11 protein-coding genes are annotated in these 11559 nt (G+C 39.1%); all 11 read right to left on the bottom strand.

Going from position 1 to position 11559, the window contains the following annotated elements; translation table 11 throughout:
* Positions 1-6 precede the first annotated feature (6 nt).
* Positions 7-1014 (bottom strand): ABC transporter ATP-binding protein, encoded by a 1008-nt coding sequence (locus NSQ77_RS13380; RefSeq protein ID WP_339226535.1) that lies wholly within the window; start codon positions 1012-1014, stop codon positions 7-9.
* A gap of 8 nt (positions 1015-1022) precedes the next feature.
* The gene (locus NSQ77_RS13375; RefSeq protein ID WP_339226534.1) at positions 1023-1982 is read right to left on the bottom strand and encodes an ABC transporter permease; all 960 of its coding nucleotides are present in this window, start codon (positions 1980-1982) and stop codon (positions 1023-1025) included.
* A 1-nt stretch (position 1983) separates the two neighbouring features.
* Entirely contained in the window at positions 1984-2916 is a 933-nt protein-coding gene (locus NSQ77_RS13370; protein WP_339226533.1) for an ABC transporter permease, read from the bottom strand.
* Between the two features lie 78 nt (positions 2917-2994).
* On the bottom strand, positions 2995-3819 hold the full coding sequence (locus tag NSQ77_RS13365; protein WP_339226532.1) for a M55 family metallopeptidase: 825 nt from the start codon (positions 3817-3819) through the stop codon (positions 2995-2997).
* A 329-nt stretch (positions 3820-4148) separates the two neighbouring features.
* Positions 4149-5474, bottom strand: a complete 1326-nt coding sequence (gene murA / locus NSQ77_RS13360) for a UDP-N-acetylglucosamine 1-carboxyvinyltransferase (protein WP_339226531.1) — start codon at positions 5472-5474, stop codon at positions 4149-4151.
* A gap of 35 nt (positions 5475-5509) precedes the next feature.
* The gene (locus NSQ77_RS13355; protein WP_339226530.1) at positions 5510-6223 is read right to left on the bottom strand and encodes a YwmB family TATA-box binding protein; all 714 of its coding nucleotides are present in this window, start codon (positions 6221-6223) and stop codon (positions 5510-5512) included.
* Positions 6224-6414: 191 nt separating this feature from the next.
* The gene (locus NSQ77_RS13350) at positions 6415-6645 is read right to left on the bottom strand and encodes a DUF1146 family protein (protein ID WP_339226529.1); all 231 of its coding nucleotides are present in this window, start codon (positions 6643-6645) and stop codon (positions 6415-6417) included.
* Between the two features lie 325 nt (positions 6646-6970).
* Complete coding sequence (locus NSQ77_RS13345; RefSeq protein WP_339226528.1) at positions 6971-7366, bottom strand: F0F1 ATP synthase subunit epsilon; 396 nt, start codon at positions 7364-7366, stop codon at positions 6971-6973.
* A gap of 97 nt (positions 7367-7463) precedes the next feature.
* The gene (gene atpD / locus NSQ77_RS13340) at positions 7464-8855 is read right to left on the bottom strand and encodes a F0F1 ATP synthase subunit beta (protein ID WP_339226527.1); all 1392 of its coding nucleotides are present in this window, start codon (positions 8853-8855) and stop codon (positions 7464-7466) included.
* A gap of 42 nt (positions 8856-8897) precedes the next feature.
* Positions 8898-9758 carry an ATP synthase F1 subunit gamma gene (gene atpG / locus NSQ77_RS13335; RefSeq protein ID WP_339226526.1) on the bottom strand — a complete coding sequence of 287 codons (861 nt, stop codon included), beginning with the start codon at positions 9756-9758 and terminating at the stop codon, positions 8898-8900.
* 218 nt (positions 9759-9976) lie between these two features.
* On the bottom strand, positions 9977-11488 hold the full coding sequence (gene atpA / locus NSQ77_RS13330) for a F0F1 ATP synthase subunit alpha (protein ID WP_339226525.1): 1512 nt from the start codon (positions 11486-11488) through the stop codon (positions 9977-9979).
* Positions 11489-11559 lie beyond the last annotated feature (71 nt).

Genomic DNA, 11559 nt, shown 5'->3' with positions numbered 1-11559 from the left:
CCTTTTTTATTTAGATAGTGTTGCTGAAATTAATAGCTGTTTAGCCCGCTCATCCTGCAGCCAGCAGTTTACATGATGTGATTTGGATAGCTCCTTATCTGCGGGATAAACTTTATCACACACCTCCATTGCAAATGGACACCTGGCAGTAAATGGGCAACCTGCAGGAGGTGAGAATAAATCCGGTGGTGTTCCGTCAATTGGAATCAATTTTTCCTCTTTTAAGTCGAGACGTGGAACAGAATTTAATAAGCCTTTTGTATAAGGGTGCTGCGGCTTATAGAAAATTTCCCGCTTTGTACCCGTTTCAATGATCTTTCCGGCATACATTACTGCGATTCGATCTGCAATCTTTGCTACAACACCGAGATCATGAGTTATTAAAATAATCGATACTCCTGTTGCAGCCTGTATTTTCTCAAATAGCTCGAGAATCTGCGCTTGAATCGTTACATCCAGCGCTGTTGTTGGTTCATCAGCAATAAGCAGGTCTGGCTCGCAAATTAACGCAATTGCAATTACGATTCGCTGGCGCATTCCACCACTAAACTGATGGGGATACTGCTTTAGTCGTTCTTCGGGATTCGAGATTCCAACAAGGTTCATCATCTCAATAGCTTTTTTCTTTGCTTCGTTACTTGATACACCGTGATGTGCAATTAGCCCTTCCATTAGCTGAGTGCCAATGGTTAAGGTTGGATTAAGTGCGGTCATAGGATCTTGAAATATCATAGAAATATCAACACCACGAATCGAACGCATTTGTTTTTCCGAATAACGAACAAGATTTTTCCCTTTAAAAATAATTGAACCATCTGTAATTTTCCCAGGCGGGTTAGGGATCAAGCGCATGATTGCATTGGATGTAACACTTTTTCCGCAGCCGGATTCACCTACAATTGCTAATGTTTCTCCTTTATTTAAATGAAAATCAACTCCGCGGACTGCCTTTACCGTCCCACCATAGGTCGTAAATGTCACTTGAAGATTCGTAACTTCTAAGATTTTTTCCATGCGCTCACCTACTTTCTTAATTTCGGATCAAGGGCATCCTGCAAACCATCCCCCAGTACATTAAAAGCAAACATTGTAAAGGAGATAAAAAATGCTGGGAAGAATAAGGTCCACCAATTACCTGATAAAATGGCTCCCAAGGAATCATTAGCCATTACACCCCAGCTTGCAAACGGAGACTGAATTCCGAGTCCAATAAAGCTTAAAAAAGCTTCGGCAAATATTGCGGAAGGCACTGTTAATGTCATCTGCACGATAATCGGTCCCATCGTATTTGGCAGTAAATTTTTCCTTATTATTCTGGAAGACTTCGTACCGAATGATTTGGACGCGAGAACAAATTCATAGTTCTTGATTTGGAGAACCTGCCCCCGCACAATTCGGGCCATTCCAACCCATCCGGTTACCGTAAGTGCAATAATAATCGTCGAGAGACTTGGTCCTAATACGACGAGCAGCAGAATAACAACTAATAAATATGGCAATCCATATAAGATTTCAATGATACGCATCATAACATTATCCGTACGTCCGCCTTTATAGCCAGAAATACCACCCCAAATAATCCCGATTGTTACATCGATAAGAGCAGCCATTAATCCAACAAACAACGAAATGCGCGCACCATACCATGTTCTTGTAAAAACATCTCTTCCAGCATTGTCAGTCCCAAACCAGTGCTCTCCGGAAGGCGGCTGATACTGGTTCGGTAAATCCTGCTGGTTGACTTCATAAGGAGATAGTATTGGTCCAAATATAGCCATCACTGCCAGCAATATTAAAAAGATAAATCCTAACATTGCAAGTTTATTCTTCAGTAGCCGTCTCCATGCATCCTTCCAGTAAGAAAGCGAAGGTCTTGCAACCGTTTCCGCTGCTCCTTCATTTTTTTCTTTCCATTTAAACCATTCATCAGGAACCTGTGAAGGAGCATGTGCTGAATTTACATCTTTGTTCACGGCTTTCATGTTAGTCTCCTCCCTTTCGATGGAACTTAATGCGCGGATCTAATATTCCATAGGCAATATCCACCAGGAACAGCATAAGGATTAGGAAAGCACTGTAAAATACAGTGGTGCCCATAATTACTGGATAATCCCGCTGGTTAATACTTTCAACAAAATATTTTCCCATTCCAGGTATCGCAAAAATCTGCTCAATAACAAAGGTTCCTGTTAAGATACCTGCAAGCAAGGTACCCATAATGGTAACTACAGGCATTAATGCATTACGAAGAGCGTGTTTAAATACGATTTTCCAAGGAGACAATCCTTTTGCTTTTGCCATTTTTATGTAATCCTGTGTTAATACTTCAAGCATTGTTGAGCGAGTAAGCCTAGCAATAATTGCCATCGGTCCTGTTGCAAGTGCAGCAATTGGCAGAATCATATGTGCTGGACTTGACCATGTGGCAGTAGGAAACAATTCCAAATTCACCGCTAACTGCTGGATAAGCAGTGTTGCCAAAATAAAGTTTGGTATCGATATGCCGAGAACAGCAATACCCATTGCTAAATAATCAATTACGCCATTATGACGTAAAGCTGCAAGAATTCCTAAAATAATTCCAGAAATAACAGCAACAATGATGGTCAGGATTCCAAGCTCCAGCGAAATTGGGAACCCTCTGGATAGTAGATCATTAACCGATTGATTTGGTTGTTTAATGGATGGTCCAAAATCAAACGTTGCAATTGATTTTAAGTAAAGTAAATATTGAACAGGATAGGGTTCATCTAAATTATAATGTGCTTCTAAGTTAGCCCGAATTGTTTCATTTGATGATTGGTCACTATTAAATGGTGAGCCTGGTATACTGACCATTAGAATAAAGGTTAACGTAATAATTACCCATAATGTTACAAGCATAATCAGGAATCTTTTAAGTATATACTTCAGCATGACCTTCCACCCCCGTCATAAGTTCTTTCTTTTTCATATAATAGTTTATTAACCACCCGTTATACAGCGCTTACATTTTCACGAAAACTTTGACTGCAGGGCAAGTTCAATCATAACAAGCATTGCTTGATAGGCTTCCAGAATATCATCGGCTTCAAAACCAACAATTGTTGTCCCAGGTTCAATCCATGTTTTTGGCATTAGATTTGCCCATTCTGCCTGTCCATAGTTATTAAATTCAATTCGCAATAAGGGGTTATCAGGTGGGATTAACGCTTCTACTTGATTACGGTTTTCTAACGCTTCTTTTACTTTAAGCCTTAAGAGAGCTTCTGCTTTTTCCGGTGTCATACTTTTGACAGCTGATCTTGAAATTGTTTCCTTTACCGCAACAGCAGTTACATTTGGAATAAGCTCCTTCGCTTCCTTGACTGCTTGATCATCACCGGACACTAGCAATATAGGGATACCATGAAACCCGGCAACATACGCATTGAAACCCATTTCACCAATTTCATGTTCATTGATATAAATATGTCGTACAGCATGAATCATGGAATGAGAAAGCACGCCAAACTGGCTAGCCCGGGCATGATAGCCTATAAACATTGCTCCATCATATGTATTATCTAACCCTTGTACCATTGAAAAAGGCTTTGCATCTCCAGTAATTAACGAGGCTTCGGGATGGAGCTCATCAATTAGAATATTATTCATTTTTGAGTGACTATCATTAACAAGCACTTCCTGACAGCCAAATTCAAGCGCTGTCTCAATAACATGATTTACTTCATTCGTCATTATTCTTCGTGAACGTTCATAATTATGTTCACTTGGACTGAGGAAAGTATAATCAGGTATGCCTGTAATCCCTTCCATATCCACTGATAGGTATAATTTCATATTATTTTCTCCCTGTCGCCATTATTATTTATTTTTTTCTTAATTTTAACACATTGCAGATAAAAATAGAAGTTTGAATTTTCCGTTCTATAACCTTATAAAATAATTCCAGTAAATTTGATGCAGGAAATAAGATCTTGAAAATGAGGAATAAAATGAAAGTGTCCGATTATCGGCGTACGGAGTAAGTGACTGTTCAATAACTGGTTTTGAGATTTTATAGTTTATTAACCATCAAAAAAACAGGTGTATTCATTTAATTACACACCTGTTTTTCCAAAATTCATTATAAAATTGATTAATTAATTGAACAAGCTCATGAATATCGATTAAAACTCAGCTGCTATTTTTGCATTTGATAAGTCAAGTACAGGTTGTACAGATTCTTTACTTTCATCAATACGTTCAATATCTGCACCCAATGCTGCCAATTTTCCAACGATATCCACATAACCTCTATCCAAATGTTTCAGCTCTGTTACACGAGTATAACCATTTCCAACTAAACCAGCTAGAATTAAAGCTGCTGCTGCACGAAGATCTGTTGCTGCTACCTCTGCACCTTGAAGATCAGATAATCCTTCAATGATCACGCTGCGCCCTTCAATCTTCATATTTGCATTCATCCGTCTAAATTCTTCTACATGCATAAAACGGTTTTCAAAAACGGTCTCTGTTATAACACTTGTGCCTTTTGCACGCAGCATTAATGCCATCATTTGTGACTGCATATCTGTCGGAAATCCTGGATGCGGCAAAGTTTTAATATCAGTAGCTTTTAAATCGTCGGATCCAATAACACGAATCCCTTCACCTTCTTCAATAACTTTTACATTCATTTCTTCTAATTTGGAAATTACAGAACGCAAATGCTCACTTTCTGCATTTTCAATTAGGACATTTCCACCAGTAATTGCAGCAGCAACCATAAATGTTCCAGCTTCAATACGATCTGGAATAATCGAATGCTCTACACCGGATAGCTTTTCCACACCATGAATGCGAATTGTTTCCGTACCTGCACCAACAATTCGTGCGCCCATTTTATTCAGGTAATTTGCCAAATCTACAATTTCCGGCTCTTTAGCGCAATTTTCAATGACTGTTTTCCCTTCAGCAAGCGCTGCTGCCATCATAATGTTTTCAGTCGCTCCAACACTAGGCATATCTAAATAAATCTTTGCACCTTGAAGGCGACCATCAACTTTTGCCTCTACAAAGCCATTGCCAACATGAATATCGGCTCCCATAGCTTCAAAGCCCTTTAAATGTAAATCTATTGGCCTTGAGCCAATAGCACATCCACCCGGCATTGCAACCTTCGCGTGTCCATAACGGGCCAATAACGGTCCCAAAACAAGTACAGAGGCACGCATTTTCCGTACGTATTCGAATGGAGCTTCTGTCTCTAAACGCTTCGAAGCATCCACATGTACTGTGTTGCTCTCAGCATCAAAAACAACATCGGCATTCATATTTCTTAAAACTTCATTAATTGTATATACGTCAGCTAAAACGGGGACTTCTTTAATTACGCTTTTTCCTTCACTAGCGATTAGACTTGCTGCTATCACAGGAAGTACAGCATTTTTAGCACCTTCAACGCGAACAGTGCCACTCAGTTTCTGTCCACCTCTTACGATGATTTTATCCATGTTTTTAAATCTCCTTCAGATCCAATTTCACTATATTAATATTCATGTATTAGGATAGGTGTTCCTATCGTATATTTCAGTTCTTCTTTTTCATTCGTTGCTACAGCTAATTGCAAATTCATTGGGGTACCATCAATGATGAAACTTTCTTTCCATAAATCTGTATACCCGTATACAATTTTTTTATGTGTCGAATTTTCAAGTGTGTCGAATTGTGTCTTAATATGTTGTAAATTATAATAATTTTTGATTTCCTTAATTAGAACATCAGACTTTATTATACCACTAAAATCAGTCGTCAGACAAGCAAATGTTTTTGACGTTTCTGTTAAATATTTGTCCATAATTTCGTGCTTGATTGAAAGGTAACTTTCTTCAATTTGCTCGTTCCATTTCGTCCCTTCTATTACCGCTATAATTTCTGCTTTAATCGCTTTATCCTTGGGAATAACCACCATATGCGTTATTTGGATTTCCTCATATTGTTTATCTTCCCTAAGCAAATATTTTATAGTATTTTCATCCTCGCTCCTAGTGACGAAACTACCATTTTTCATTTCAGCTAAATGTTTCTCTGCTTGCTTTATTGTTATACTCTCTTTCATTGTTACCTGCCAGTTCTCAATAGGTGTTCCATTGCTCAATGTAAAGTTTGCTAATTCAATCATTTCCTCAGATTCCATCCCATTAACTACTGGTTTAGCATTAATTAATAAAATCAGCACTAGTAAAAATGATATCTTTTTCATAAAAAATCCCCCTGTATTAAACGAATAGCATTAGTTTAGACAGAGAGACTTCATTGCATACCTTACAAATAACGACAAGCTTTGCCCGAATGTCTCATTAAAAACCATGGCACTTCCTAAGGATTTAAATTGTTATGCACCATATTGATTTATACACTCCGAACTCAGTTTTAAAAGAGTTTTAAAATACATTAAAAAAGATAAATAAGGTCAGCGGACCATCTTAATATATCCAGGAAAAATTGACTTACTCCCGTTCCAATAACAATTGCAAGAAACAGCAGAAAAATCCTTCCTTCCGTTGTTCTTCCCTTCTTAATAATTGGCTCAAAATTCATTGCCAGAATGATTCGCCATGAGATGTAAATGAAGAGCAAATGTGAAATAATGCTGAATAATGCCATTTGTCCAATTGAAAACATATTGACCACCTTTGTTTAATTGCTAATTGATACATTGCCATGATTAGATTGAAATGTCAATGCATTTTACATTACATAAGTATGTCAGTTTGTGCAGATATTTTTGTTATTCCTGTGATTAGTGCCTCCATTTCCCGGGAAATATCGACAGGATCGAAAGAATATATTATTGCAATTGAATATCAAGTTTAAAAATGGTGGGATTATTGAAGGAGGATTCTTCGCTTTTTTAAAAGCTAGAGAATCTGTTATGAAGTCATTGCTCTCAAGATGCTTATACATAAAAATCTCTTACAACATTTTGTTATAAGAGATTTTTGTCCATTTAACTGCCTATATTCAGGCGGTTTGTCGCGCGTTTGAGTGCTAATTCAGCCCGTATTTTATCAATATTATCTTGTTTCGCTTGAAGACGACGTTCAGCACGCTCTTTAGCTGCTTTAGCACGTTGTACATCAATTTCTGAAGCCTTTTCAGCAGATTGGGCAAGAATCGTCACTTTATCTGGTTTAACCTCCATAAATCCACCATTTACTGCCAATTTCTTCGTCTCTGATCCTGACTTGAGACGAACAGCACTAATTTGCAGTGGAGCTACGAGAGGTATGTGTCCTGGTAAAATACCGATTTCTCCAGTTTCTGCCTTACAGACTACCATATCAAAACTACCTTCTAAAACCGGACCACTAGGAGTAACAACACTCACTTCCAGTGTTTTCAATGTAACCCCTCCTAAGACTTGGCAGAAGAAATACTTTGATATACATTATAGTTACTTCAGAGATACCATACTGAAGCATTCTTCTGCCTATTATCTATTATTCCATGCCTTTTGCTTTTTCAACTACTTCTTCAATACGTCCCACAAGACGGAATGCATCCTCTGGCAGATGATCATATTTACCTTCTAAGATCTCACTAAAGCCAGCTACAGTTTCTTTTACAGGAACATAGGAACCCTTCTGTCCTGTAAATTGTTCCGCAACGTGGAAGTTTTGAGAAAGGAAGAATTGGATCCGACGTGCTCTTGAAACAACTAACTTATCTTCATCGCCAAGCTCGTCCATACCTAGGATTGCAATAATATCCTGTAATTCTCGATAGCGCTGTAATGTTTGCTGTACTTCTGTCGCTACTCTATAATGCTCTTCCCCAACAATTTCCGGATCAAGTGCACGTGATGTAGACGCTAATGGATCCACCGCAGGATAAATACCTTGTTCAGATAATCCACGGTCCAGGTTCGTTGTTGCATCCAAGTGTGCAAACGTTGTTGCTGGAGCTGGATCCGTGTAGTCATCGGCAGGTACATAGATAGCCTGAATCGATGTTACTGAACCTTTATCTGTTGATGTAATTCGTTCTTGTAATTGTCCCATTTCCGTAGCAAGTGTTGGCTGGTAACCAACGGCGGATGGCATACGGCCCAGTAATGCCGAAACCTCAGATCCTGCTTGTGTAAAACGGAAAATGTTATCAATAAATAGTAATACATCCTGTCCTTGCTCATCACGGAAGTATTCAGCCATTGTCAGACCTGTTAATGCTACACGCATACGTGCACCAGGAGGCTCGTTCATTTGTCCGAATACCATCGCGGTTTTAGCAATAACTCCAGAGTCTTTCATTTCATAGTAAAGGTCATTTCCTTCACGGGTACGCTCTCCAACACCGGCAAATACAGAAATACCCCCGTGCTCTTGAGCAATGTTATTAATTAATTCCTGAATTAAAACAGTTTTACCAACACCGGCACCACCGAATAGACCGATTTTTCCACCTTTTATATATGGAGCCAATAAGTCTACTACTTTGATACCTGTTTCCAGAATTTCTGTTTCTGTAGACAGGTTTTCAAACTTAGGTGCTTCACGGTGAATTGGATCTAAACGTAATCCATCTGCTAACGGCTCATCCAAGTCAATTTTTTCACCTAAAACATTAAATACACGTCCTAATGTTACATCTCCTACTGGAACGGAAATAGGTCTTCCAAGGTTTTCTACTGTTGCGCCACGCTTAACGCCATCAGTTGATGACATTGCAATTGTGCGAACACTTTTATCTCCTAAATGAAGAGCTACTTCTAATGTAAGATCCGTTTTTTCACCATGGACAACTAAAGCATTATAAATCTCTGGGAGTGCGCCGTCTTCAAATCTAACGTCAACGACTGGTCCCATTACTTGTGTAACGTGTCCTGTACTCATCGCTTTCCCTCCTAACTTACTTTCAGGCATGGTTAAAGAAGCTTATTCAAGTGCTGCTACTCCACCACTGATTTCTGTGATTTCCTGTGTAATCGCCGCTTGACGTGCACGGTTATATGTCAATGATAAGTCATCAATAAGCTCACCAGCGTTATCTGTCGCGCTTCTCATTGCAGTCATACTTGCCGCATGCTCACTTGCTTTTCCATCCAATAAAGCACCGAATATTAAGCTTTCGGCATACTGTGGTAAAAGAACTTCCAGAATTTGTTCCTGATCTGGTTCATATTCATAATTGTTGTTAATGGCAGCATGTGCGTTCAAATTCTCGATAGGCAACAACTTTTTCGCTGTTACCTTTTGTGAGATTGCACTCACGTAATGATTATAAATAATATTTAGTTCATCGATCTCTCCGTCACTGTACATTTGCACTGTCTCTGATGCTAGTTCTTTGATGTCATTAAATGTAGGATGGTCAGCCATTCCTATAATACTATTCGACATCGGCAAATCACGTTTCCTGCAGAAATCATACCCTTTTCGACCTACTGCTATAATCGTATACTCGTCTTTATTTTTATGACGTTTTTCAATCTTTTGAATCAAATTTTTCAGTATGTTACTGTTATAAGCTCCAACTAACCCACGGTCAGAGGTTATTATTAAATAAGCCGTCTTTTTCACTTCGCGTCTAGTTAGCATTGGATGGCTAGCATCGATACTGCTATTCGCGATACTGGCAACAACTTCTTGGATTTTATCTGCGTAAGGAACAAATCCTTTCGCATTCTGCTCTGCTTTACTCATTTTGGAAGCAGAGACCATTTGCATTGCCCCAGTAATTTTCTTTGTCTTCTTTGTTGAATCTATACGAGCTTTTAAATCTCTAAGTGATGCCAAGCTTTTTCACCACACTTTCCTGACAGAGGTTGAGCCGGAAAACAAGTCTATTTTACTTATTCCGGTTCGTAATTCTCTTTTCGAAATCTATTCACAGGGGATTCCCTACTCAGGAATACATCCCTTTGTAACAGACAATAAAAGGGTGTCCCCTACTATCTGCATACGTGCAACTTGGCATTTAGCTTAACGTTTCACAAATGCCAAGCTTGCAACCGTTAATTATTTGAAGGTAAGAATGTTTTCTTAAATACTTCAATAGCAGATTTCATATCACTATCATCCGGTAAGTTGCCTGTTTCGCGAATGGTAGTCAATAATTCATTGCGATTGCTTTCAAGCCATACATTCATTTCAGATTCAAATCGAAGTACATCTTCTACTGGAATATCATCCAAGAATCCTCTTGTTAGTGCATAAAGAATCATAACTTGTTTCTCAACAACCATTGGCTTATGCAGCCCCTGCTTTAGAACTTCTACCGTTCTTTGCCCACGGTTCAATTTAGCCTGGGTTGCTTTGTCCAAATCAGATCCAAACTGTGAAAATGCCTCTAGCTCACGGAAGGATGCAAGATCCAGACGCAAGGTACCAGCTACTTTTTTCATTGCTTTAATCTGTGCTGATCCACCAACTCGGGATACGGATAAACCGGCGTTAATTGCTGGTCTAACACCTGAGAAGAATAAATCAGACTGCAAGAAAATCTGCCCATCTGTAATCGAGATTACGTTGGTTGGGATGTATGCAGCGATGTCACCTGCTTGCGTTTCAACAAAAGGTAATGCTGTTAAAGAACCGCCGCCTAATGCATCACTTAATTTAGCAGCACGTTCCAGTAAACGGGAGTGCAAGTAGAAAACATCTCCTGGGAATGCTTCACGGCCTGGAGGGCGACGAAGCAGCAAGGATAGTTCACGATATGCTACCGCTTGTTTGGATAAATCATCGTATACAACAAGTACATGTTTTCCGTTATACATAAACTCTTCACCCATTGCTACACCTGCATATGGAGCTAGGTATAATAATGGTGCAGGATCTGATGCACCTGCAGATACAACGATCGTGTAATCCAATGCTCCGTACTTACGGAATGTTTCTACGGTATTTCGCACAGTTGATTCTTTTTGACCAATTGCAACATAAATACAAATCATATCTTGATCGCTTTGATTCAAAATGGTATCCACTGCTACGGTTGTTTTACCAGTTTGACGGTCACCAATGATAAGTTCACGCTGACCACGACCGATCGGCACCAATGCATCAATCGCTTTAATTCCAGTTTGTAATGGCTCATCAACTGATTTACGGTCCATTACCCCTGGAGCCTGTGCCTCGATTGGACGGGTATTGGAAGTTTCAATTGCTCCCTTTCCATCAATCGGCTGTCCTAATGGGTTTACAACACGTCCCAATAATTCTTCTCCAACTGGTACTTGCATGATACGTCCTGTTCGACGAACTTCATCGCCTTCTTTAATCCCTGTGTAAGGTCCAAGAATAACGATACCTACGTTGCTCTCTTCCAAGTTCTGTGCCAATCCCATAACACCATTTGAGAATTCGAGCAACTCTCCAGCCATTGCATTATCAAGTCCATGTGCACGCGCAATCCCGTCCCCGATTTCAATAACTGTTCCAACGTCACTAACTTCGATATCTGTATCGAAATTTTCAATTTGCTGTTTAATAAGTGTACTGATTTCTTCAGCATTTATGCTCATACCATTTCACCCCTATCGTCTTTGTTCTCATATAATCAGATATTTAAAGATTCGTTTCCATTTTCAAATGA

The sequence above is a fragment of the Oceanobacillus sp. FSL K6-2867 genome, assembly GCF_037963145.1.
In the GTDB taxonomy this organism is placed as follows: domain Bacteria; phylum Bacillota; class Bacilli; order Bacillales; family Amphibacillaceae; genus Oceanobacillus.
The sequence above is the reverse complement of the archived record's forward strand: the minus strand, read 5'-3'. Positions and strand labels throughout refer to the sequence as shown.

What these genes read in the sequence shown, in the direction of transcription:
- NSQ77_RS13380 (WP_339226535.1), bottom strand. Translation starts at nt 1,014, where the DNA reads ATGGAAAAAATCTTAGAAGTTACGAATCTTCAAGTGACATTTACGACC.
- NSQ77_RS13375 (WP_339226534.1), bottom strand. Translation starts at nt 1,982, where the DNA reads ATGAAAGCCGTGAACAAAGATGTAAATTCAGCACATGCTCCTTCACAG.
- NSQ77_RS13370 (WP_339226533.1), bottom strand. Translation starts at nt 2,916, where the DNA reads ATGCTGAAGTATATACTTAAAAGATTCCTGATTATGCTTGTAACATTA.
- NSQ77_RS13365 (WP_339226532.1), bottom strand. Translation starts at nt 3,819, where the DNA reads ATGAAATTATACCTATCAGTGGATATGGAAGGGATTACAGGCATACCT.
- murA (WP_339226531.1), bottom strand. Translation starts at nt 5,474, where the DNA reads ATGGATAAAATCATCGTAAGAGGTGGACAGAAACTGAGTGGCACTGTT.
- NSQ77_RS13355 (WP_339226530.1), bottom strand. Translation starts at nt 6,223, where the DNA reads ATGAAAAAGATATCATTTTTACTAGTGCTGATTTTATTAATTAATGCT.
- NSQ77_RS13350 (WP_339226529.1), bottom strand. Translation starts at nt 6,645, where the DNA reads ATGTTTTCAATTGGACAAATGGCATTATTCAGCATTATTTCACATTTG.
- atpD (WP_339226527.1), bottom strand. Translation starts at nt 8,855, where the DNA reads ATGAGTACAGGACACGTTACACAAGTAATGGGACCAGTCGTTGACGTT.
- atpA (WP_339226525.1), bottom strand. Translation starts at nt 11,488, where the DNA reads ATGAGCATAAATGCTGAAGAAATCAGTACACTTATTAAACAGCAAATT.